Below are 24,028 nucleotides of genomic sequence, written 5' to 3' on the forward strand. Positions count from 1 at the left end.
TATTGTCGCGCCTCAAAATGAGGCCTGAGGAGGCTGTTGATGGACTGTCGTACCGATTGCGGAGCCTGTTGCATAGCGCCTTCAATTTCCAGCCCGATACCGGGAATGCCTGGCGGCAAACCGGCGAATACCCGCTGCGTACAGCTGGCCGATAATTTCCTGTGCAAGATTTTCACCTCGCCGCTGCGCCCGAAAGTTTGCGCCAGCCTGCAGGCCAGCCGCGAAATGTGTTTTACCCATCGCGACCAGGCCCTGACGTATCTGATTAAACTCGAAGCCGATACCGCGCCTTAAACGACGACTTCCGGCGCTTCTTCTGCCGGCTTATCAACGTTTTTCACATTCCAGATACACACCACCGACCCTACTACCATCGCCAGCGCGGCATAAAATACCGCATGGTATGTCCAGAACTGTGCAATCACTCCCGCCAGAGAACCGGCAAGGATCCAGCCAGCACGCGTTGAATTGGTAAACAGCGTGGTTGCCGCACCCGCCTGACCCGGCATCAGATCCTGAAAATACAACATCCCAATTCCCGCCAGAATACCGATGAAAATCGCGTTCAGCAGCTGTAAGGCAATCAGCATGGCCGCGCCGGTGGTAAACAGAATGCAGCCATAGAAAATCACACCGGCCACTACCGCAAAACGCATCAGGAAGCGTTTACCGAGCTGCCTGGCCAGATATCCGGCGATCAGCATAGTGGGAATTTCCAGACACGCCGCACTGCCCATCAGCACGCCCGCCAGTTTTTCCGGCAACCCTAACTCACGCACTACGTACAGCGGCATATTGATGAGATAAATACTGTTGGCAGCCCACATCAGTGAACACGCGATGAAAAGCATCAGCGTATCGCGACGGTTGCGGCGCGGGGCTTCCAGCGTGGCAGTGGTTTTGATGTGCGCTTTCGGCATAGATGGCAGGAACATATACACCATCACGCCGCAAAGCAGGAACGCCAGCGTGGCGGCGCAGTACATAAAGGTGAAACCAAAGCCCATAGACAGGGCGAAGGCCAGCGGCGGCCCGACGACCCAGGCCAGCGACACCTGTGCCCGCAAAATAGAGCTGAACATGACGGCTTCACGGCCGGTTTTTTCGGAATGCTCACGTGCCAGAGCAAACATCTGAGGGTTCGCGGTCGAGCCAAAACTCGACAGCAAAACGCCGATAAACAGCAAAATAAAGTAATTGCGGTTGAAGGCGAACAACACGCACGCCAGTGCGCCCAGAATGCAGCAATACAAAATCAGCGTTTTGCGGTCGCCGCGTTTATCCGACCAGTTGGCCAGCAACTGACTGACGAAAATGCCGATCACCGCACTGCCGGTGAAGAAAATACCGACCATGAACGGACTGACGTGAACCTGAGATGTGAGGAAAAGACTCAGCGTGGGCGTCTGTAAAGCACCGGCGATGCCGGTCAGAAAAGCGATGATCAGAAAAGCGGTCGACGTCATGTCGGGTAAGCGGCGGGCTGACGTTGTAGAAATTCGCATTAGCTATGTGAACCAGATGTAGGGGAGGGGACGAAATTTGGGCGAATGTTACGTCAGTTTAAAAAAAACAAAAACAGGTTTTGATCATCAAAAATGTAAACCGGAGTGAATTTGCCATACTGAATAATAAAAACGCACGTAGTGTCAAAAATAACCAGCCCGTGTTTCTGTCATCTATCTAAAGCGTCACTGCAAACAGGGCTAAGCTTACGTCGGATTTTCGCGTCAGCCTGACTTCAGCATTTGCGTTAAGTTAACCGTCTCCGGGAGTCCACGAACAGAAAACTGTGCGTACCATCAAAAAATTGCTACGCCAAATAAGGGAAAGCTTGCTTTAAAAACAGGCCGGATTGAGACTCCCTGAAACGTTTCAGCGTCGTCAGCTTCTCCTATGAAATTTGATGGCGCTCCTTTTTTCTCAGTAAAGCTGAAACGATTCAATTTCAGCAGGAGAGGAGAATTATGTTCCAACTGTCACAGCAAGATATTCATCTCGGTGCGGCTGCCAGCGATAAGCAGGAAGCCATTCGCCAGGTTGCAGCAGCACTGACACAAGCAGGTCGCGTCAGCGAAGGCTATGTAGACGGCATGTTAGCGCGTGAGCTGCAAACTTCCACTTACCTGGGTAACGGCATCGCTATTCCTCACGGCACCACCGATACCCGTGATCTGGTGCTCGATACCGGCGTGCAGGTTTTCCAGTTCCCGCAGGGGATTGCGTGGGGCGAAGGCCAGACCGCGTATGTGGTTATCGGCATCGCCGCGCGTTCTGATGAACACCTCGGCCTGTTGCGTCAGCTGACGCACGTCTTAAGCGACGACAGCGTGGCAGAGCGTCTGGCAAAAACAGATTCAGCTGAAGAACTCCGCAGCCTGCTGATGGGCGAAAAAAATGCCGCTGAATTCCTGTTTGATACTCAGCTGATTGCCGTCGATGTGGCCGCTGAAAACCTGATCACCTTACAGGCGCTGAATGCCGGTCGCCTGAAAGAGATTGGTGCCGTGGATACCGCTTTTGTCAGTGATGTGATCAGCCGTAAGCCGCTGAACCTCGGGCAGGGCATCTGGCTGAGCGACAGCACCGAAGGCAACCTTAAAAGTGCAGCCACGGTAAGCCGTGCGCAGCAGGCGTTTGATCTGGAAGGCGAAAAAGTCGCCATGCTGCTGACGATTTCCGTCGCAGATGATCAGCCGCTCAATGTGCTGAATTACCTCAGTGATTTGCTGATAGCCAACAATGCTGAACGCTTGCTGACGGCAGATTCTGTCGGTGTGTTGGCATTGCTGACCAGCGAAGTGGAAGAACAAGCCAACGTGCTGACAGCGGAATACGTTATCCGTAACGAACACGGTCTGCATGCGCGTCCGGGTACGGCTTTGGTGAACGTCATCAAACAGTTCAGCAGCGAAATCACAGTCACGAATCTTGATGGCAGCGGTAAACCTGCCAACGGCCGCAGCCTGATGAAAGTCGTGGCGCTGGGCGTGAAAAAAGGTCATCACCTGCGCTTTACCGCCAGTGGTGAAGATGCAGAACTGGCATTAAAAACCATCGGTGAAGCGATTGCCGAAGGTCTTGGGGAGGGCGCATGAGCCGCAGAGTCGCCACAATTACCTTAAACCCTGCGTACGATTTAGTGGGCTATGTGCCTGAAATCGAACGCGGTGAAGTGAATCTGGTACAAACCACCGGATTGCACGCCGCCGGTAAAGGCATCAACGTTGCGAAAGTGCTGAAAGATCTCGGCATCGACGTCACCGTGGGTGGTTTCCTCGGTAAAGAAAATCAGGACGGCTTCCAGTTGCTGTTCAGCGATCTGGGCATCGCCAACCGCTTCCAGGTGGTCAATGGCCGTACCCGCATTAACGTCAAACTGACCGAAAAAGACGGCGAAGTCAGCGACTTCAACTTCTCCGGTTTCAACGTAACGCCTGCCGACTGGGAACGTTTCGTGACGGATTCTCTGTCATGGCTGGGACAGTTCGACATGGTTGCCGTCAGCGGCAGTCTGCCAGCGGGTGTTGACCCAGACGCATTCACCGACTGGATGAAACGCCTGCGTGCGCAATGTCCGTGCATCATCTTTGACAGCAGCCGTGAAGCGCTGGTTGCCGGTCTGAAAGCCGCGCCTTGGCTGGTTAAACCAAACCGTCGTGAACTGGAAATCTGGGCTGGCCGTAAATTACCGGAACTGAGCGATGTGGTAGAAGCCGCACACGCCTTGCGTGATCAGGGAATTGCCCACGTGGTGATTTCACTGGGCGCCGAAGGTGCCTTGTGGGTTAACGCATCGGGTGCGTGGATAGCCAAACCGCCAGCTTGTGAAGTCGTCAGCACGGTGGGTGCCGGTGATTCCATGGTCGGTGGTCTGATCTACGGCTTGCTGATGCGTGAATCCAGTGAACATACGCTGCGACTGGCAACGGCTGTTGCCGCCCTGGCTGTCAGCCAGAGTAATGTCGGTGTCACCGATCGTCCGCAGCTCGCGGCGATGATGGCCCGTGTTGACCTGAAACCCTTTTAATCCGCAGGAGGCAGAATGAAAACGCTGCTGATGATAGACAGTTCGCTCGGACAGGCTCGCAGCCATCTGGCGAAAAATTTGCTTGCTGCCGCTGCTGTGAAAGCAGGGCATCAGGTCGTTGAGCAGGCCGCTGACGCTGAAGTCGTCATTGTTGCCGGTGAAACTGTGCCAAACGACGCCGCTCTGGCGGGCAAAAATATTTATACCGGTGATGTGGCGGATGCCGTACGTAATCCGCAGGCTTTCCTGCAACGTGCGCTGACCGAAGCCAAACCGTATGTTGCGCCGGTTGCTGCTGCGGTAACGGCTCCGGTTGCGGGTGGTCCGAAACGTATCGTCGCAATCACTGCCTGCCCGACCGGTGTTGCACACACCTTTATGGCCGCTGAAGCCATTGAGAGTGAAGCGAAAAAACGCGGCTGGTGGGTAAAAGTTGAAACCCGCGGTTCCGTCGGCGCTGGCAATGCCATCACGCCAGAAGAAGTGGCAGCGGCTGATCTGGTGATTGTCGCGGCTGATATCGAAGTGGATCTGGCGAAATTTGCCGGTAAGCCGATGTACCGCACCTCTACCGGTCTGGCGCTGAAAAAGACTAAACAGGAACTGGATAAAGCATTGGTTGAAGCTGAAGTCTTTGAGCCGAAATCTCAGAGTGCAGCTACCGGCGTGAAGAAAAAAGAAGCGGGCGGTACCGGGCCGTATCGTCACCTGCTGACCGGCGTATCTTACATGCTGCCGATGGTAGTGGCGGGGGGGCTTTGTATCGCGCTGTCCTTCGTGTTTGGTATCAAAGCTTTTGAAGTGAAAGGCACGCTGGCGGCTGCGCTGATGCAAATCGGTGGGGGTTCAGCCTTCGCCCTGATGGTTCCTGTGCTGGCGGGCTTCATTGCCTTCTCCATCGCTGACCGTCCGGGTCTGACGCCGGGTCTTATCGGCGGTATGCTGGCAGTGAGCACGGGTGCAGGGTTCCTTGGCGGTATCATCGCCGGTTTCCTGGCGGGTTATGTGGCCAAAGCCATCAGCGGCAAGCTGAAATTACCGCAAAGTATGGAAGCCCTGAAGCCTATCCTGATCATTCCGCTGGTCGCGAGCCTGATTACCGGTCTGGTGATGATTTACATCGTCGGTACGCCGGTGGCTAAAATCATGGTTGGCCTGACCAACTGGTTGCAATCTCTGGGTACAGCGAACGCGGTTCTGCTCGGCGCAATCCTCGGTGCGATGATGTGTACCGATATGGGTGGTCCGGTAAACAAAGCGTCTTACGCATTTGGCGTGGCATTGTTGAGCTCTTCTGTGTATGGCCCGATGGCGGCTATCATGGCAGCGGGTATGGTGCCACCGCTGGCAATGGGTCTGGCAACGGTTCTGGCCAGTAAGAAGTTTGAGCAGGGCGAGCGTGAAGGTGGTAAGGCTGCCATGGTGCTGGGACTGTGCTTCATTACTGAAGGTGCGATTCCGTTCGCCGCCCGTGACCCGATGCGTGTTCTGCCATGTTGTATCGCAGGTGGCGCACTGACCGGTGCACTGTCTATGGCGTTCCATGCACAACTGATGGCGCCACACGGCGGTCTGTTCGTGCTGTTAATCCCGGGTGCAATTACTCCGATTCTGGGTTATCTGGTGGCGATTATCGCCGGTACCGTTGTGGCCGGTGGCGCTTACGCGATTCTGAAACGTTCAGATGCTGCATTAGCTGCGAAAGCCGCTGCATAACGTCAAGTCGTTAAAAACAAAAAGGCGCGACAATGATATGTCGCGCCTTTTTTATTGCTGCTCCCTTGTGACAGAAAAGCCGGGAGGGAGCCAACCGAAATTTACTCAAAAACCCATTTACTCAAATACCCATTTACTCTAAAACCTATGCTGCGGCTTCGTCATTCTCTGACTTTTGCTGCGCTTTCAGCCAGGCAATTTCATCTTTCCAGATATCGGGATTGACCGTTTCGAGGATCATAGGAATGCCGTCGAAACGGGCATCTTTCATCATCCAACTGAACACGGTATTGCCGATATTGCCTTCACCGAGGCTGTGATGGCGGTCAACGCGGCTGTTGAATTCGCTTTTCGCATCGTTGAGGTGCATACCCCGCAGATACTTAAAACCAACCACATCGTGGAAATGTTTAAACGTTTTCTCGCATTCTTCAACGGTACGCAGATCGTAACCGGCGGCGAACGCGTGGCAGGTATCGATGCAGACGCCGACGCGGCTTTTGTCTTCCACGCCGTCGATAATTTTCGCCAGATGTTCAAAGCGGAAACCGAGATTGCTGCCCTGACCGGCGGTATTTTCGATAACGGCCGTGACGCCTTTGGTTTTATCCAGCGCAATGTTCAGGGATTCAGAAATCCGTTCGAGGCATTTATCTTCCTCGATTTGCATCAGATGGCTGCCGGGATGGAAATTCAGCAGCGACAAACCTAGCTGCTCGCAGCGCTGCAATTCATCAAGGAATGCTTCACGGGATTTTTCCAGCGCTTCCGTCACCGGATGCCCGAGGTTAATCAGATAGCTGTCGTGCGGTAAAATCTGGTTGCTCTTGTAGCCGTACTTTTCACAAGCCAGTTTGAATTTTTCAATCACATCTTCCGGCAAAGCAGCCGCTTTCCACTGACGCTGATTCTTGGTGAAAAGCGCAAACGCCGTGGCTTCCAGCTCATGTGCGCGCAATACCGCCTGATCGACACCCCCGGCTGCACTGACGTGTGCTCCCACAAACTTCATTTTTGCTCCTCAGTTATTCATCGCGTTTATCAACGAATAATAGCGCCTCCGGACAGGAGGCGCAGCATCGGAGTGTTAAAAGCCGCAACATCAGCCAAAAAGATGTTGAACCAGCTGGTTGATACCGGCACCGCCGACTATCAGCCAGATGAACAGTATTGCCGCCAGCAGCATCGGTTTCAGCCCCGCCTGACGCAGCGCGCTCATGTGCGTTGTCAGCCCGAGAGCCGCCATCGCCATCGCCAGTAACACGGTATCGAGCGTAATCAGCGGTGGGATCCAGCTGTGCGGCAGAATATCCAGCGAGTTGAACGCCGCCACCAGAATAAACAGCAGGGCAAACCACGGAATGGTGATGTTGCGCATACCGGCGTTCTGGCCGCCTTGCTGAACTTCACGACGCGATTTCCAGCCAGAGAGCAGCAGCAGGAACGGAGCCAGCATCATCACGCGGATCATCTTGGCTATCACCGCCGCATTCTCAGCGTCCGGACTGACACCCTGACCGGCTGCTACAACCTGAGCGACTTCATGCACCGTCGAGCCGGTGTAAATCCCAAACTGTGACGCGGTAAAACTCAGCCAGTGAAATTGCTCATTAAGGTGCCACAGCCACGGATACAGGAAGATGGCCGCCGTCCCGAAGATGACCACAGTAGCCACCGCGACGGTGACTTTTTCCGCCCTGGCATCCAGCACCGGTTCGGTGGCCATCACGGCGGCAGCACCACAGATACTGCTGCCCGCGCCAATCAGCATCGACGTATCGCGGTCTAATTTAAATACCCGTTGTCCCAGCCAGCAGGCAAGGGCGAAGGTGGAGCACAACATCATGGCATCGATAAGGATCCCGGTTGCGCCGACATCGGCGATTTGCGCGAACGTCAGGCGCATGCCGTAGAGGATAATCCCCAGACGCAGCAGCCGCTGTTTTGCCAGCGTGACGCCGCTGTCGCACCAGGGTTTGGCTGCGGGATAAACCGTGTTGCCGACCACCATCCCGATAACAATCGCCAGCGTCAGCGCGCTGAGACCGAGATGGCTCAGGGACGGGAAATTGCTTAACCAGACTGCCAGTCCGGTAATCGCGCCGGTCAGCACCAGACCTGGGCTCAGGCGGCTGTATCCGCCATGTTTTTGCAGCGCAGGCTGTTCAACATCATGTTTAAGCGTGTCGCTTTTATTGAGTGAAAATTGGGTCATCGTCCGTTCCTCGTTCAGGAGTGATGACATAAGGCTACGCCGCGCTTATATAAAAATGAAATAGATTATAACTTTATAACCTATCTGAAAAACTGGTATAAAGAATCCATTCAAAAGAGACCTGCAAGGCAAAGGTCTATACTCAAGAGAACAAGCGTGCAGTCTGGCGCATGAGAACAGCGGGACATTTATGCACATAACATTGCGACAACTTGAAGTTTTCGCCGAGGTGCTGAAAAGCGGTTCGACCACGCAGGCGTCGGTTGTGCTTTCATTATCACAATCGGCGGTCAGTGCCGCACTGGCCGATATCGAAGGGCAGCTCGGCGTGCAGTTATTTGACCGTGTCGGGAAGCGGCTGGTAATTAATGAGCACGGGCGTCTGCTGTATCCGAAAGCCCTGGCCTTGCTGGAACAGGCGGGTGAAATCGAACGTCTGTTTAATCAGGACAACGGCTCGCTGCGTATTGGCGCCAGCAGCACCATTGGCAACTACATGTTGCCGGCGATGATTGCCGGTTACCGGCTGGATTTCCCTGATACGCCGCTGGAACTGAACGTCGGCAACACTAACGACGTCATTAATGCGGTGGCAGATTTTCGTGTCGATCTGGGTCTTATCGAAGGCCCGTGTCAGATGCCGGAGTTGATCACTCAGCCCTGGCTGGACGATGAGCTGGTGGTGTTCGTTGCTCCCGAAAATCCGCTGGTGGGGCAGGTTGTTTCGCTCGAATCGCTGGCGCGGGAACCGTGGATTTTACGTGAGCGCGGTTCCGGTACCCGCGAAGTGCTCGATCATCTGCTGTTACCGCAATTGCCCGATTTCAATCTGGTGATGGAACTGGGGAATTCTGAGGCCATCAAGCACGCCGTGCGTCACGGAATTGGTATCAGTTGCCTTTCCCGACGGGTGATTGCGGAGCAGCTGGCCAGCGGGTCACTGGTGGAAATTCACCTGCCGGTGGCGCCGCTGGTGCGCAAACTTTACCTTATACATCATCGCCAGAAACACATCTCCGGCGCGTTATCGCGCTTTTTGACCTATTGCCGCGAAGCCCAATAACGGTCTTTCGCTAATGATCCACGGCCTGTTATGAAGGTGTCTTATAACAGGTCGTTCCTGCTATTCAGAGCGGCAGGTTTTGCTACAATCCGCGCTTAAATTTCCACATGACGAGCGGATATAGGGTAAAAATGGCTCAACAACCTACAAAAAATACGCAGGTGGCTCCCACACTGCGTCGCGAGCTGAAGGCACGTCACTTAACGATGATCGCCATCGGCGGTTCAATTGGTACGGGTTTATTCGTCGCATCGGGTGCGACAGTTTCACAGGCAGGGCCGGGTGGCGCGCTGCTCTCCTATGCATTAATCGGCATCATGGTTTACTTCCTGATGACAAGTCTGGGTGAACTGGCGGCGTTCATGCCGGTATCCGGCTCATTCTCCACATACGGTTCCCGCTATGTAGAAGAAGGCTTCGGTTTCGCACTCGGCTGGAACTACTGGTACAACTGGGCTGTCACCATCGCGGTTGACCTGGTTGCCTCACAACTGGTGATGAACTACTGGTTCCCTGACACGCCGGGCTGGATCTGGAGCGCCTTGTTCCTTGGGCTGATCTTCTTGCTCAATTACATCTCTGTTCGCGGTTTTGGCGAAGCGGAATACTGGTTCTCGCTGATCAAAGTGGTCACCGTCATCATCTTTATCGCCGTGGGCGTTCTGATGATCACCGGCATTATGCGCGGCGGCGAAACGGCTGGCTGGCATAACTGGGCTATCGGTGATGCGCCATTTGCAGGCGGCTTTGCGTCGATGATAGGCGTGGCGATGATAGTCGGCTTCTCCTTCCAGGGTACCGAACTGATTGGCGTCGCAGCCGGTGAATCTGAAAACCCGGCCAAGAACATCCCGCGTGCGGTTCGTCAGGTATTCTGGCGTATCCTGCTGTTCTATATTCTGGCGATTCTGGTTATCAGCCTGATCATTCCTTATACCGATCCGAATCTGCTGCGTAACGAAGTCGGCGATATCTCGGTCAGCCCGTTCACGCTGGTGTTCCGCAATGCGGGTCTGCTGTCCGCGGCGGCGGTAATGAATGCGGTTATCCTGACTGCCGTGCTGTCTGCCGGTAACTCCGGGATGTACGCGTCTACCCGCATGCTGTTTACGCTGGCAAGCGAAGGCAAAGCGCCGCGCATGTTCGCTAAACTGTCGAAAGGCGGTGTGCCGCGTAACGCGCTGTATGCCACCACGATTGTGGCTGCATTGTGCTTCCTGAGTTCAATGTTTGGTAATCAGACCGTTTACCTGTGGCTGCTGAACACCTCCGGGATGACCGGTTTCATTGCCTGGCTGGGTATTGCGGTAAGTCATTACCGTTTCCGTCGTGGTTATGTCTCGCAAGGTCGCGACCTGAAGAAACTGCCATATCTGTCTGGCTTCTTCCCGTTCGGTCCGATTTTCGCCTTTGTTTTGTGTCTGATTATTACGCTGGGGCAAAACTATCAGGCGTTTATGAAAGACACCATTGACTGGTATGGCGTGGCCGCGACTTACATCGGTTTGCCGCTGTTCCTGATCATCTGGTTCGGCTACAAGCTGACCAAAGGCACTAAAGTAGTGAAATACAGCGAGATGGAATTCCCGGAACATGTCGATAAGTAACCGGCAGGGACATTCAGGTCGTTGAAAACAGATCGTTGAAAGCGGAGCTCAGGCTCCGCTTTTTTGTATCTGCAATTTAATAAAGGAGAGTGGAGAACATAATGCTTTGTTACCGCTACGTTTAATGTCCGCGTCTGATAGGTTTTGCAAAACACATTGATAATTATTATCATTTGTTCCCTTTCATTGGGAATAGCACAACATCTACTCCCGCCGTAAGTTTTTAACTTAATGAGATTGAAGCGAAAATGAGTGCAACTACCGAACCCGCGCTGGCGGTGAAAGGCAACGCCCCGGATGGCGTGATGGGACGATACCGGAATATCGTCCGCCGCCGTCTGTTAATCATGCTGGTGCTGGTGCTGGCGATTGTCGTCTCACTGGTGATTGATTTCATTATGGGGCCTTCGGGGTTGTCGCTCGGTACGCTGTGGAAAACCCTGTTTAATGCGGCGGCAGCCGATCCGGGTACGCGTGTCATAGTCTGGGATATCCGCCTGCCTTACGCGCTGATGGCCGTGACGGTCGGCATGTCGCTGGGTCTTGCCGGTGCGGAAATGCAGACCATTCTCAATAACCCGCTGGCCAGTCCGTTCACACTGGGTGTGTCTTCTGCGGCGGCGTTCGGCGCGGCGCTGGCGATTGTGCTGGGTATCGGTATTCCGGGCATTCCCGACCAGTGGTTTATCTCTGCCAACGCCTTTATCTTTGCGCTGCTGGCCGCCCTGATGCTCGATGGCATTACGCGCTGGACACGTGTCGCCAGTTCCGGCGTGGTGCTGTTTGGTATTGCGCTGGTGTTTACCTTCAACGCGCTGGTTTCACTGATGCAGTTTATTGCCACCGAAGACACCCTGCAGGGGCTGGTATTCTGGACGATGGGCAGTCTGGCGCGCGCCTCGTGGGTAAAACTGGGTGTGATGCTGCTGGCTTTCCTGATTCTGTTGCCGTGGTCGATGATGAGCGCGTGGAAGCTGACGGCGCTGCGTCTGGGTGAAGATCGCGCGGTAAGTTTTGGTATCGACGTGCGTCGTTTGCGCCTCGGCACCTTGCTGCGTATCAGTATTCTTTCCGCACTGGCGGTGGCGTTTGTCGGTCCGATTGGCTTTATCGGTCTGGTCGCGCCGCACATCGCCCGTCTGATGTTTGGTGAAGATCACCGTTTCTACCTGCCAGCCAGTGCGCTGATTGGTGCGCTGGTGCTTTCAATGGCGTCGGTGGCCTCTAAAAATCTGGTGCCGGGTGTCATCATACCGGTGGGTATCGTCACCTCGCTGGTCGGTGTGCCGTTCTTCCTGAGTATTATTCTTCGTCACCGGGGGAACGTCTGATGTCTGCAATGCCCGAAACGCGTCCTGAAGATTTACTGAATGCCGCAACGCAGGGGCTGCAAATCCGCGATTTCAATGCGGGCTACCCGAAGCGCCATGTGATCCGCCATCTCAATGTCCCGATGCTGCCACGTGGCAAAATCACGGTTTTGCTCGGACCAAACGGCAGCGGAAAATCGACATTACTCCGCTCACTCGCCGGACTGAACCGGGCAGAAGGGCAGTTGTTGCTCGACGGTCATGATTTAATGCCGATGCCTTTTGCGCGCCGCGCCGAACAGGTGGTTTACCTGCCGCAAACCCTGCCCGCGGGTGTGCATCTGCACGTGCTGGAATCCATTATCGTGGCGCAACGAGCCTCAGGGGGAAAAGGTAAAGCCTCCGAAGGCACTGATAAAGTGATGACGCTGCTGCGTCAACTGGGGATCGAGCATCTGGCGCTGAGTTATCTCGATCAGCTTTCCGGCGGTCAGAAACAGCTGGTTGGTCTGGCACAATCCCTGATCCGCCAGCCTTCATTATTGCTGCTCGACGAACCGCTCAGCGCGCTGGATCTCAACTATCAGTTCCACGTGATGGATCTGGTTCGTCAGGAAACGCAGAAACGCAATATCGTCACCGTCGTGGTGGTGCATGACATCAATATCGCGCTGCGCCACGGTGACCGCGTGCTGATGCTCAAAGACGGCAATCTGATTGCCGATGGCGAACCGGAAGAGGTGATCACGCCGGAAAGTCTGGCGCAGGTTTACGGCGTGCGGGGCAGGATTGAGCGCTGCTCGCAGGGGACACCGCAGATACTGATAGACGGGCTGGTAGGGGATATTGGGTAATTTTGTGGGTTGCCACCCACACGGGCTTTAAATTCAAATTCAAATTCAAATTCAAGGTCGTGGGCGTCGGCCCACACCGACTTGGGGGGCGGCCTGTCGCCGCCACCCCCCAAGACCCCCCAGGCTCTTTCACTGCGCGCTCCGCTCGCTGGCTATGTTTCATAAGCCACAGCGATAGCCGCAAAACCCCGCCGCTGCGCGGTTCCCTCCGTTCGGGTTACAACCCGCGTAAAAAGACACGCGGTTTTTCACCTCTCCTCCGGCGGTATTTTGGAACCGGCCTCAGGTTTATACTTCACAACCTCACTTTTTTAATCTTTTTAAAATGCTGCGGGCGATTCAGAAATCTTGCTGAACGGAGCGGCCTGAAGACCAAAGGCTTCAGGACCGAGAGAAGGCACCGCGCAGCGGCAAGATTTCCAGCCTGTCGCAGGGATAACTGGAATATAGCCAGCGAGCGGAGCGCGTGTTGATAAAGCGGGGAGAGATCCAAGAGAGGGAAAGCACTTCCCTCTCTTGGGCGGTTTTGGCGCAGCGCGATAAGTGATCGCTGCGCTTAAAAAACCGAAATATTCTCGATCAAGCCCTCACTGCAAGTGAAAGATTTGTCAGCTTTCTAAAAGCCTATTTCCCGTTCCACGCCTTCAGATTCTGGTCCCGCGCATTCAGTTTCTGCTCAGGTGTCAGCTTGTTGTAATCCTTCGCCAGACCACTCTCCCAGTCGCCGTACAGCGGATTTGGCAGCACGATATATTGCGTGCCGAAGTGCTGATGGTTCTGATTCACAAACGCACGGCGCTGTTCATTGCCCTGATGATAGGTCGCGGAACCGAAATCATTCAGGTTGTCGCCGATGTAAATCACCACGTGATAACCCGCCGCTTTAATGGAATCGAAACGGGCCTGTTTGTTCGACGTATCTGAACTCAAAAGCATGGTTTTTTCATTGGCGCCGGTAAAGCCCAGACGGTTCATGTTGTCGAGTGTTGCTGCATATTCGCTGGTTTTGCGGTTAGACACGTAGAACATCGTGCCGCCATGCGTGTTGACGTAATTGGCAAATTCGACCGCACCGGGCACGGCTGTAGCCTGACGGGCTGCCGTCCACTGGGACCAGGTTTTGCTGTCGAATGGCTTATTCGCTTTCACCTGCCACGCGCTGTATGCGCTGTTATCAAGCATGGTTTCATCAAGATCCACGACGACGGCTTTCTTCTGCCCGGCCAGCGGCTGTGCGTTATCAAACGCCATTTTCGCCGTGTTAAAAGCCTGATACGCCAGCGCCTGATATTCGCCAGATTGCTGGAACCAGTTCAGCGCCATCACCGACTGATCGTTCAGTTTCTGTTGGGCATCCGGTTTTTGCTGTGCGCAGCCGCTGAGGGCCAGCATGATTAAGGCACTGGTGGTGCAAAGCGAAATTTTATTCATTCGTCATCCCTAGTCTTGTTAAGAAAGATTCGCATTCATGAAAATCGTTAAAACTGTAGCAGATTCAGCGGGGTGTGGAAGGATAAATGGCGTGTTACGCGAGATGTATCGAAAAATGGGTCAGTCAGGAAACAATAATACGGCCAGTGACATGTCAGGAGTTAGATCAGACTGCTGCGCGCTGAGACTGATCTATCACGAATATGTTAAGGCTCGCAGAGGATTTGGTAATAAGTGATCCCTTAGTCTGTTCCAAAAGGGTGGAATGAAACTACTGAAGCAAACGAGGGATTACGATGCTAGCGATTATTCTTGGTTATCTGGCCGGCATGTTGACCATTGCCAGCCCTTGTATATTACCTATTCTGCCCTTCATTTTTTCCCATTCAGGGCAATCCTTCAAACGCTCCGGCTTGCCTATGCTGGCCGGGATGGCGCTGACTTTTACGGCTTTCGCCTCGCTAGCCGCCGTCAGCGGTGAATGGACCATCGCCGCGAACCAGTATGGGCGGACGCTGGCTCTGGCTTTTATGGCGTTATTTGCCCTCACACTTTTATTCCCTCAACTGGCCGAACGGATTTTCCGCCCGTGGGTGGCTGCCGGTAATCGCTTACTCAACACCTCTGCAGTCGGAGAACAAAAGGGCATTGGGGGAGCGCTGTTATCCGGCGTAGCGACCGGTCTGTTGTGGACGCCGTGCGCCGGGCCGATCCTCGGGTTGGTATTAACCGGCGCGGCTATTCAGGGGGCGAACATCGGCTCCAGTTTTTTACTTCTTTCATATGCGGCCGGGGCGGCGACGTCGCTGGCTCTGGTATTACTGACCGGAAATAAGGTGCTATTAGCCATGAAAAAATCATCTGGAAATGTGAGCGGATTACGACGTGTGTTGGGGGGATTGATGCTGGTGGGTGTTTTAGCCATCTCATTAGGGCTGGATCGGGGCGTGCTGGCGCGTGTTTCCCTGTTGCCAACTGCGCCAATTGAAGAGCAACTGTTACAGAAACTGGGTACGCCTGAGCTGCCGAAAATCAAAGAGACGAAGGCGGCGCTGACTCCGATTAAAGAGGAATTACCCGTGCTGAAGGATCAAGGTGAAATGCCGCCTCTGACCGGCGTGGTTCAATGGTTAAACTCTCCGCCGCTTACGCCACAGGAGCTGCGGGGTAAAGTCGTGTTGGTGCATTTCTGGACATTCGGCTGCATCAACTGCCAGCGTTCATTACCCTACGTTAATGCATGGGCGAAAAAATATCGTGAACAGGGGCTGGTGGTTATTGGCATACATTCACCAGAGTTTGCCTTTGAAAAAGACCCTGCAAGCGTGAAGAAAGAAGCCGCCAAACTGGGGATCGATTACCCGATAGCGATTGATAACAACTTTACTGTCTGGAATGCCTACAAAAATAACTACTGGCCAGCCCATTATTTCATCGATGCCAAAGGGCACATTCGCTACATGCATATCGGTGAAGGCGATTATGCACAGTCTGAGCGTGTCATCCAGGAACTGCTGAGTGAGGCGGGGAGTAAAGTGTAGCCAAACAGTTGCAGATCGAAAATGACAAAAATAAAAAAGGCCGGAGGGTGAGTCCGGCCGAAGAATTTCAAGACAGAGAATAATAATGAGGTGGTGAAACGCCTTTTTTAGAACTGATACACCAGGCCAACAGCCACGGTATCGTCGTTATTCAATTTCAGAGTATTGTCATCGCTCAGCTGGTTGATTTTATAATCAACGAAGGTAGACATATTCTTGTTGAAATAATAGGTTGCTGCAACGTCGATATATTTAACCAGGTCAGCATCGCCGATGCCTTCAATATCTTTAGCTTTGGTCTGAACATAACCCAGTGACGGACGAAGACCGAAATCAAACTGATATTGCGCGACGGTTTCGAAAGTCTGTGTTTTATTTGCGTAACCGCTAACAGATGCCGCAGTACCCGCCAGGCTACCCGGAACGGAAATACCGATCATGTTGCGGGTTTCAGCATAAATAGCGGCTAAATAAACACCGTTATTGTCATATTTCAGACCGCCAGTCCATGCGTCGGCTTTGTCACCCTGACCATAACGTGCAGAGGTCTGGCCAACCGTACGGTCAGAAGACGAGTAAGCACCACCGGCGCTGATGCCGGTATCGCCGAAGGCATAAGTGGCAGAAAGCGCGTAGCCGTCACCGTTAGCGGTGGTGCTGGTACGGCTGTCGTTTTCGTTTTTGCCCTGGTACTGAACAGCCAGATTCAGGCCATCAACCAGACCGAAGAAACCGCGGTTACGGTAAGTCGCCACGCCGTTTGCACGGCCCGTCATGAAGCGGTCAGCCTTGGTATAGCCGTCGCCACCGAACTCAGGGAACATATCGGTCCAGGCTTCGATGTCGTACAGTGCGCCGTAGTTACGACCGTAGTCGAAAGAACCGTATTGAGAGAATTTCAGACCTGCGAAGCCGAGACGGGTTTTAGTACCGGTAGTCCCTTGTGCTTCGGAGTGGTTAGCAGCAACCTGATATTCCCACTGGCCATAGCCAGTCATCAGATCGTTAATTTGTGTCTGGCCTTTAAAGCCCATGCGTACATAAGTCTGGTCGCCGTCCTGGGTATTGTCATCAGAGAAATAATGTTCTGCTTTGACTTTTCCGTACAGATCCAGTTTGTTGCCATCTTTGTTGTAAATTTCTGCTGCGTTAGCTCCTGATGCAATCAGTAAGCCAGGAATCAAAAGTGCCAGAATATTAAGTTTCATTAATTTTTACCCTGCATTCTTTATTAAAAGCTTTTCAATAAAGCTTTATATGAAGTCTTGTGAAAAGACGCTGTTCATCATTTTTGCTGTGCATTCCGTATGGGCTCGGATTTTTCTCAGCGAGAGTTTTTTACCGTATATTTGTGATCAATTTATGACAGTCAGAAATGAACTTTTTCTTTTTTTACACGTCCTCCTTTTTTTCTGCATAAATTTAAACCACAGGAAATGCCCTTAACCAAGATTTCGGGCTGCGCCAGAAGCCGGTCTGTGGGACAATAGCTGGGACATTCCTGTCTCACCTCCAACAAAAAAAGAGATGCATGGCGCTTTCCCCCGCAGTAAAAAATCAGATAAGCCAGTGGTACAAAGCCCTGCAACAGCAAATCCCGGATTTCATTTCCCGCGCTCCGCAACGTCAGATGATTGCAGAGGTGGCGAAGGCATTCTCGGGGGATTCTGCACGGCATCTGGCCATCGAAGCGCCGACCGGCGTCGGGAAAACGCTGTCCTATCTTATTCCCGGCATTGCGGTCAGCCGTGAGGAAGAAAAGCCACTGATCGTCAGCACGGCGAACGTGGCGTTGCAGGATCAGATTTTCAGCAAAGACTTACCGCTGCTGAAAAAAATTATTCCTGATTTGAAATTCACCGGCGCTTTTGGCCGCGGGCGTTACGTGTGTCCGCGAAATCTGGCGGCGATGAGCAATGAAAATGCGCAGGGCGATCTGGGATTATTTCTTGGTGACGAGCTGGCGCCTTCCAGCGGCGAAGAACAGAAACTGTGTAAAACGCTGGAAACCGCGCTCTCACGCTACGAGTGGGACGGTTTACGCGATCACTATCAGAAAACCATCGACGATCCGCTGTGGATAAAAATCAGTACAGACAAAGCCAACTGTCTGAGCCGTAACTGCCATTATTTTCGTGAATGCCCGTATTTTGTGGCGCGCAAAGAGATTGAAAGTGCCGACGTGGTGGTCACTAACCATGCGCTGGTGATGGCGGCGCTGGAATCAGAATCGGTGCTGCCACCGGCGAAAGACCTGCTGCTGGTGCTCGACGAAGGACATCATCTGCCGGAAGTCGCCCGCGATGCGCTGGAAGTCGACGCTGAAATCACCGCCATGTGGAACAACCTGCAACTCGATAATTTTGTGCGTCAGATTGAGCAATGTCTGGCGCTGTTTACGCCGAAAAATCCGCCGCCGCTGACTAACGCTGAGCGTCTGCATAATCACTGTGCGGAAATGCGCGAACTGCTGCTTTCGATTGAACAGGCCGTGAGCCAGTATTTGCCACCGGATGAGCCGGAAGCGGAATATCGTTTCGAGCTGGGCTTATTGCCGCCGGAACTGACAGAGCAGTGCAGCCGCCTGTTCAAACTTACCGATGGTCTGCGCAGCCTGGCGGAATACATGGTGAATGATCTGAGCGAGAAAACCGGCAAGCACGACATTATGCGTCTGCACCGGGCGATTTTGCACATGAGCCGGATGCAGGGCTATCTCGAAACCATGAGCAAATTGTGGCGGCTGGCGGCGCTGGAAAAAGCCTCTAACGCGCCGATCGGCAAATGGGTGAAGCGAACTTATTTCGATAACCAGACGCATCTGGTGTTCCACTGCGCGGGGATCCGCGTGAGCGAGCAGCTGGAAAAAATGCTGTGGCGAAAAGTGCCGCATGTGGTGATTACCTCTGCGACGCTGCGCTCGCTGAATAGTTTTTCCCGTTTGCAGGAAATGACCGGCCTGACGGAAAAAGCCGGCGATCATTTCGTCAGCCTGGATTCGCCGTTCAGCCATATTACGCAGGGTAAACTGGTGATCCCGCAAATGACGCTCGAGCCGGTGATGGCCAATGAAGCGGCACATTTGCAGGAAATGGCCGATTTCTTCCGCGCCGAACTGGCAAAAGGGCAACACACCGGCCAGCTGGTATTGTTCGCCAGCAACCGCGCGTTGCAACAATTTGTCTCCCTGCTGCCGGACTTGCGTCTGATGCTGCTGGTGCAGGGCGATCAGCCACGTTACCGGCTGGTCGAGGAGCACCGCAAGCGCGTAGCCGCAGGCACCACCAGCGTGCTGATTGGCCTGCAATCGTTCGCCGAAGGTTTAGATCTGAAAGGTGAATTGCTGACACAGGTGCATATTCATAAAATTGCGTTTCCGCCGATCGACAGCCAGGTGATCCTGACCGAAGGCGAGTGGCTGAAAACGCTGAAACGCTATCCGTTTGAAGTTCAGAGTTTACCGAGCGCGTCTTTCAACCTGATCCAGCAGGTCGGGCGTCTCATCCGCAGCCATGAATGTACCGGCGAAATTGTGATTTATGACAAACGGCTGCTGACCAAAAGCTACGGTTCGCGCCTGCTTGCGGCGCTGCCGGTGTTTCCGATTGAACAGCGCGAGATGCCTGCGCCCGGTTCGGTGAAACGTCCTGACATCCTGAAAACGGTGAAGAAAGATCCGGTTCGCCGTCGCGCCCGCCGGCGATAATTACTCCTGAAGAAAAGTCATTACACAGAGAAGGTAACGCTACGATGGATTACACCAAACTCATTAAAGAAGTGGGCCGTGGAAAAAATCATGCCCGTGATCTGGATCGTGAGCAGTCGCTTGCGTTGTACCGCGAAATTCTGGCCGGTGAAGTGCCTGATTTGCAACTGGGTGCGCTGCTGATTGCGTTTCGAATTAAAGGCGAGGCGGAAGAAGAGATGCTCGGGTTTTATGCCGCGATGCAAGAGCGCGTTATGCGTTTACAGGCACCGGAAAACCGTCCGCTGCCGGTGGTGATCCCAACCTATAACGGCGCGCGCAAACAGGCGAATCTCACGCCGTTGCTGGCGGTGCTGCTTAGCCGTCTTGGTTTGCCGGTCGTGGTGCATGGCGTTGACGAAGATCCGACCCGTATCACCAGCGCGGAGATTTTCCGTGCTTTGGGTATCGACGCGGCACAAAACCAGCAACAGGCTCAGCAGCAGCTTGATACCGGTAACGGCCCGGTGTTTGTGCCGATCTCAGTGATGTGTGCGCCAATCGAAAAGCAGCTGTCACTGCGCTGGCAGATGGGCGTGCGTAACAGCAGCCATACGCTGGCGAAGCTTATCACGCCGTTCATCGGGCAGGATGCGTTGCGCTTATCCAGCGTTTCCCATCCCGAGTATATCCAGCGTGTTTCCTCGTTTTTCCGCCAGATTGACGGCCGCGCGCTGCTGACGCAGGGGACAGAAGGGGAGGTTTATGCTAACCCGTCACGTTTCCCGCAGACGCACTTTATCACCGGTGGCGAACTGAGCGTGCTGGCCGAAAAGGAAGAGATATTTGCTGCGGATGTACCGGCTGGTAAAGACGTCGAAACCACCGTGAACTACATTCAGGAATGCCTGAAAGGCGAGCGTGATATCCCGCAGGCGATCCTCAATCAGCTGGCGTGTTGTCTGGTGGCCGCAGAAGTGAGTGGTGACAGGGTTGAAGCCAAAATGATTGTGGATCAGATTTTCTGATTACGTTTTAGCAAACCCGGTCAACTCCCTCCCCTGCGAAGGGCAGGGTTGGGGGGTGTTAAGGTCAAAATCAGGCGTTAAAGTGTGCTTAAACATTCATTTCCTTTTAATACCCCCTCCCGCCCGCCCCCCTTCACAGGGGGAGACTCTAAAAAATAGTCCGTATTACTCTATAATTCCTGCGTTTAGCCTCATTTCAGTCGCGTAAAACTCGCCTTACCCTGTTCAAAAGTGTGGTTAAAGACTAAAATAGAGAGACTACGGAATCTATTTCATGATTTTATTGGTTTTTTTATAAATTTTTATGGAGATTTAAATATGGAAACGTTGCCAGCTTGCCCGACGTGTCAGTCTGAATTTACCTGGCAGGACGGTGAAATGCTTAACTGTCCTGAATGTGGACATGTCTGGTCAATGAGCGGTGAAAACGGCGTAGAAGACGATGTACTGAAAGTCGTCGATGCCAACGGTAATCTGCTGGCGGATGGCGATTCAGTCACCGTAATCAAAGACCTGAAAGTTAAAGGCAGTTCTTCGATGCTGAAAATCGGCACCAAAGTGAAGGGTATCCGTCTGGTCGAAGGCGATCACAATATTGACTGCAAAATTGACGGTTTTGGCCAGATGAAACTCAAATCAGAGTTCGTGAAGAAAAACTGATCTCCGCACAATCCTGCCTGACGCTCAAAAGCGGTTTTGCCATATCGACATAACCGCTTTGCGAACATACACTCAATGTAAAATCTCTTTAACATTCAGCAGAGAAGATTACATGAAACAGGCTCAGGACTATTTTAACGCCCTCAATCGCGATTACCTCAAAGTGCATCAGGACAAAGAAAACTTGTTCTGGCAAAACTACATGGGCACGGGTGATGAAAATGTCTCCGACGCTTTCTCCGCTGCCGAAACCGCCTACAAACGTTTTATCGCTGAACCTTCCCGCCCGAAAGAATTACGTGACGCTATCGCCCGTGCAGAAAAAGAGAGTGCCGGTGACGAACGTGATGCGCTGCTTCATGGTCTGCGCGGCTGGCTGAATTTCTTCGACTGTAACGTGATTGAAGACTCAAAAGCTCAGGCGCTGATGGATGAAATCATTCAGGCCGAATCCGTGCTGTTTGGTAAGCGCAAGCAGTACCGCATGACCCACATCAACAGTAAAGGTGAGCGCGTCAATGCCTCTCTCGGTGAACTGCTGACCAATCAGGCCAATAACGAAAATGAATCCTACCGCCGCAGCTCGCAAAATGCCTTGCGCGAGCTGGAAGAATGGCTGCTGCACAACGGTTTGCCTGAACTGATCGGCCTGCGTAACCGTTTTGCCCGTCAGCTCGGTTACCGCAACTATTTCGACTATAAAGTGAATAAAACCGAGCGCATGTCGCCGGAACAGTTATTCGCCATTCTCGACCGTTTCGAAGAACGCACCCGTGAAAGCAACACGCGCAGCCTCAATGAGCTGGTGGCGCGCGAAGGCGATGCCGCATTGCTGCCGTGGAATATCCGTTTCGCCAGCGCCGGTGACGTCACCCGTCAGCTCGATCCTTACTTCCCGTTCGCCGATTCCCTGCGTCGCTGGATAGACAGTTTTAAGCGTCTGAATATCGGTTTTAACGGGGCAGAAATGCAGCTGGATTTGCTGGTTCGCGAAGGCAAATACGAGAACGGTTTTATGCACGGGCCGGTGCCGCCGTTTTATGACAACGGCAAATGGGTGCCAGCGGTGATTAACTTTACCAGCCTGGCAAAACCGGACCAGATTGGCAGCGGTGCGATTGGCCTGAACACCTTGTTCCATGAAGGAGGCCATGCGGCGCATTTCGCCAATATCCGTCAGAATGCGCCGTGTTTCTCGCAGGAATTCCCGCCGACGTCGATGGCGTATGCTGAAACGCAGTCTATGTTCTGCGACAGTTTGCTTGAAGACGCAGACTGGCTGAAGCGTTACGCGAAAAATACCGCCGGGGAGCCGGTGCCGGATGAACTGATCCGCGCCAGTATTGAAGCCCGTCAGCCGATGCGTTCGTTCAATGAGCGCCATATTTTGCTGGTGCCGTATTTCGAATGGCAGCTGTATCAGTGGCCGGATGAAAAACGCACGCCGGAAGCGATGACCGCGCTGGCGCGTGACGTCGAAACGCATATTCTTGGCGTGACCGGCAGCCCGCGTCCGACGCTGGCAATTCCTCATCTGCTTTCTATGGAATCCGCCTGTTCGTATCAGGGTTATCTGCTGGCGATGATGGCCGTGGAACAGACCCGTGCGTTCTTCCTCAAACGCGATGGCTATCTGACTGACAATCCGGCTATTGGCCCGGATCTGGCGAAGCATTACTGGACGCCGGGCAACAGCGTCAGTCACGACGATACGTTGCGCAGCCTGACCGGCGAAGGATTTAATCCGGATTATCTGGCGCAGGCCTGTAATCAGACCATTGATGGTGCGTGGGAAGATGCGCAGCAGACGATTGAAAAAGCTTCTGCGCGTGAGCAGCCGGAAGCAGATTTCGATCTGAATGTGCACATCCGCGTGGTGGATGGCGCTCTGATCCTGGCGGACAGCGCCGACGGTGATGATGCGATGTGTCAGGATTTCGCTGATTTCGTTGAGCAGAACTACGAGAATAAATAGCTACGGTAAGAAATCATCCCCTTAATGAAAAAGCCACCGGCGGTGTAAATCGCGCGGTGGCTTTTTTTTAGGCTGAAGATCAGAACTCAGCGGGCGTCGGGACGTATCAGATCAAAGCGTAAATCTTCAGAAATACCGTAGTAGGCCGAAGGGCCACCGGCGCGCAAGACAGGTTCGGCAAGCGCGGTCTGATAAATGCCGTCAACCAGCAGATGCGGCGCGATATGTACGGCAACCACTTCGCCCAGCACCAGCCAGGTATCAATATCACCACCGGCCGCCGTTTTCAGCTGAATGCACTGCGTCAGTTTGCACTCAAAATTCACCGGGCTTTCCAGTACGCGATCGGCGGCAACCCGTGTTCCCGGTTGTGGCGTCAGACCTGCAAAATCAAACTCATCTGCGCCGTGTTCCAGCGAGGCAGAACTTTCGTTCATTTTCACCGCCAGCGGCCGGGTGGTGAGATTCCAGACGAATTCCCCGGTTTCAACGATATTCGCCACGCTGTCTTTCCAGCCGCTGCTGGCAAAGCCAATGATCGGCGGGCGGTAATTGAAGCAGTTAAAGAAGCTGTAAGGGGCCAGATTACGCTGTCCGGCAGCATTGCGGGAGGAAATCCAGCCAATCGGACGCGGACCCACGATAGCATTTAGCGGATCATGCGGCAGACCGTGGCCTTTGGCCGGTTCGTAATAGTAGCGCTCATCAGTACTCATGATTTTCCTCAGCAAATAATTCATAAAGACTATGATTTGTACATTACCCGATTTATTCAGGCGTTGACGGTTTTTATGTGCCCGCTTCATCCTGCATGCATCCGGCAGGCGGCGGCGCTTTGTGGTATCTTGTGCGCCATTCATGATTATCAAACGCCCCATCGCATATTTTATGCGTCGCGCACACCTTTCGGAGA

At 53.5% G+C, this 24,028-nt stretch carries 19 protein-coding genes; 13 read left to right on the top strand and 6 right to left on the bottom strand.

Features of this window, described 5'->3' with window-relative positions; translation table 11 throughout:
- The first annotated feature begins 39 nt into the window (after nt 1–39).
- Nucleotides 40–294, top strand: a complete 255-nt coding sequence (locus D6C13_RS02785; RefSeq protein ID WP_120131321.1) for a YkgJ family cysteine cluster protein — start codon at nt 40–42, stop codon at nt 292–294.
- On the opposite strand, the gene D6C13_RS02790 is transcribed toward D6C13_RS02785, so the two are convergent.
- The gene (locus tag D6C13_RS02790; protein ID WP_120131322.1) at nt 291–1,505 is read right to left on the bottom strand and encodes a sugar efflux transporter; all 1,215 of its coding nucleotides are present in this window, start codon (nt 1,503–1,505) and stop codon (nt 291–293) included. The two genes, D6C13_RS02785 and D6C13_RS02790, sit on opposite strands and share 4 nt — an antisense overlap.
- Nucleotides 1,506–1,967: 462 nt before the next feature.
- Here D6C13_RS02790 and fruB point away from each other — a divergent pair, with 462 nt between their 5' ends.
- From fruB to fruA, 3 genes are read left to right on the top strand one after another with little or no spacing between them, the layout of a single operon-like run.
- A complete protein-coding gene (fruB, locus tag D6C13_RS02795) occupies nt 1,968–3,098 on the top strand; it encodes a fused PTS fructose transporter subunit IIA/HPr protein (RefSeq protein ID WP_120131323.1) in 1,131 nt (376 codons plus the stop codon).
- Nucleotides 3,095–4,030, top strand: coding sequence for a 1-phosphofructokinase (gene fruK / locus D6C13_RS02800; RefSeq protein ID WP_056778537.1), 936 nt, complete (start codon nt 3,095–3,097; stop codon nt 4,028–4,030). Before fruB ends, fruK begins: the two co-directional genes overlap by 4 nt.
- 15 nt (nt 4,031–4,045) lie before the next feature.
- Nucleotides 4,046–5,746: a PTS fructose transporter subunit IIBC gene (gene fruA / locus D6C13_RS02805; protein WP_120131324.1), complete on the top strand. Its 1,701-nt coding sequence runs from the start codon at nt 4,046–4,048 to the stop codon at nt 5,744–5,746.
- 145 nt (nt 5,747–5,891) lie between these two features.
- Here the strand turns inward: fruA and nfo are convergent, their stop codons facing one another.
- Complete coding sequence (gene nfo / locus D6C13_RS02810; protein ID WP_120131325.1) at nt 5,892–6,758, bottom strand: deoxyribonuclease IV; 867 nt, start codon at nt 6,756–6,758, stop codon at nt 5,892–5,894.
- A gap of 90 nt (nt 6,759–6,848) precedes the next feature.
- The gene (locus D6C13_RS02815; RefSeq protein WP_244212622.1) at nt 6,849–7,961 is read right to left on the bottom strand and encodes a YeiH family protein; all 1,113 of its coding nucleotides are present in this window, start codon (nt 7,959–7,961) and stop codon (nt 6,849–6,851) included.
- 190 nt (nt 7,962–8,151) lie between these two features.
- Here D6C13_RS02815 and yieE point away from each other — a divergent pair, with 190 nt between their 5' ends.
- The 4 genes from yieE to D6C13_RS02835 all read left to right on the top strand — a co-directional run bounded on the left by yieE (nt 8,152) and on the right by D6C13_RS02835 (nt 12,795).
- Complete coding sequence (gene yieE / locus D6C13_RS02820; RefSeq protein ID WP_120131326.1) at nt 8,152–9,024, top strand: DNA-binding transcriptional regulator YeiE; 873 nt, start codon at nt 8,152–8,154, stop codon at nt 9,022–9,024.
- Nucleotides 9,025–9,155: 131 nt separating this feature from the next.
- The gene (locus D6C13_RS02825; protein WP_120131327.1) at nt 9,156–10,631 is read left to right on the top strand and encodes an amino acid permease; all 1,476 of its coding nucleotides are present in this window, start codon (nt 9,156–9,158) and stop codon (nt 10,629–10,631) included.
- Nucleotides 10,632–10,879: 248 nt separating this feature from the next.
- Nucleotides 10,880–11,962, top strand: a complete 1,083-nt coding sequence (locus D6C13_RS02830; protein WP_120131328.1) for a FecCD family ABC transporter permease — start codon at nt 10,880–10,882, stop codon at nt 11,960–11,962.
- Nucleotides 11,962–12,795, top strand: a complete 834-nt coding sequence (locus tag D6C13_RS02835; RefSeq protein ID WP_120131329.1) for an ABC transporter ATP-binding protein — start codon at nt 11,962–11,964, stop codon at nt 12,793–12,795. The genes D6C13_RS02830 and D6C13_RS02835 overlap by 1 nt, the downstream gene beginning before the upstream one ends.
- A 624-nt stretch (nt 12,796–13,419) precedes the next feature.
- Here the strand turns inward: D6C13_RS02835 and D6C13_RS02840 are convergent.
- Nucleotides 13,420–14,226, bottom strand: coding sequence for a 5'-nucleotidase, lipoprotein e(P4) family (locus D6C13_RS02840; protein ID WP_120131330.1), 807 nt, complete (start codon nt 14,224–14,226; stop codon nt 13,420–13,422).
- Nucleotides 14,227–14,522: 296 nt separating this feature from the next.
- Between D6C13_RS02840 and D6C13_RS02845 the strand changes: the two genes are divergently transcribed.
- Nucleotides 14,523–15,767 (top strand): cytochrome c biogenesis protein DipZ, encoded by a 1,245-nt coding sequence (locus tag D6C13_RS02845; protein WP_120131331.1) that lies wholly within the window; start codon nt 14,523–14,525, stop codon nt 15,765–15,767.
- A 107-nt stretch (nt 15,768–15,874) separates the two neighbouring features.
- Here the strand turns inward: D6C13_RS02845 and ompC are convergent, their stop codons facing one another.
- Complete coding sequence (gene ompC / locus D6C13_RS02850) at nt 15,875–16,975, bottom strand: porin OmpC (protein ID WP_120131332.1); 1,101 nt, start codon at nt 16,973–16,975, stop codon at nt 15,875–15,877.
- A gap of 323 nt (nt 16,976–17,298) precedes the next feature.
- Between ompC and dinG the strand changes: the two genes are divergently transcribed.
- The 4 genes from dinG (at nt 17,299) to D6C13_RS02870 (ending at nt 23,115) form a co-directional block, all read left to right on the top strand.
- Nucleotides 17,299–19,473: an ATP-dependent DNA helicase DinG gene (dinG, locus tag D6C13_RS02855; protein ID WP_120131333.1), complete on the top strand. Its 2,175-nt coding sequence runs from the start codon at nt 17,299–17,301 to the stop codon at nt 19,471–19,473.
- A 44-nt stretch (nt 19,474–19,517) separates the two neighbouring features.
- Nucleotides 19,518–20,480, top strand: a complete 963-nt coding sequence (ybiB, locus tag D6C13_RS02860; protein WP_120131334.1) for a DNA-binding protein YbiB — start codon at nt 19,518–19,520, stop codon at nt 20,478–20,480.
- Nucleotides 20,481–20,798: 318 nt separating this feature from the next.
- On the top strand, nt 20,799–21,140 hold the full coding sequence (locus D6C13_RS02865) for a zinc ribbon domain-containing protein YjdM (RefSeq protein WP_120131335.1): 342 nt from the start codon (nt 20,799–20,801) through the stop codon (nt 21,138–21,140).
- Between the two features lie 112 nt (nt 21,141–21,252).
- Nucleotides 21,253–23,115 carry a M3 family metallopeptidase gene (locus D6C13_RS02870; RefSeq protein ID WP_120131336.1) on the top strand — a complete coding sequence of 621 codons (1,863 nt, stop codon included), beginning with the start codon at nt 21,253–21,255 and terminating at the stop codon, nt 23,113–23,115.
- An 86-nt stretch (nt 23,116–23,201) separates the two neighbouring features.
- On the opposite strand, the gene D6C13_RS02875 is transcribed toward D6C13_RS02870, so the two are convergent.
- Nucleotides 23,202–23,831 (bottom strand): flavin reductase family protein, encoded by a 630-nt coding sequence (locus D6C13_RS02875; protein WP_120131460.1) that lies wholly within the window; start codon nt 23,829–23,831, stop codon nt 23,202–23,204.
- Between the last annotated feature and the right edge of the window lie 197 nt (nt 23,832–24,028).

Source organism: Rahnella woolbedingensis (assembly GCF_003602095.1).
GTDB classification, from domain to species: Bacteria; Pseudomonadota; Gammaproteobacteria; order Enterobacterales; family Enterobacteriaceae; genus Rahnella; species Rahnella woolbedingensis.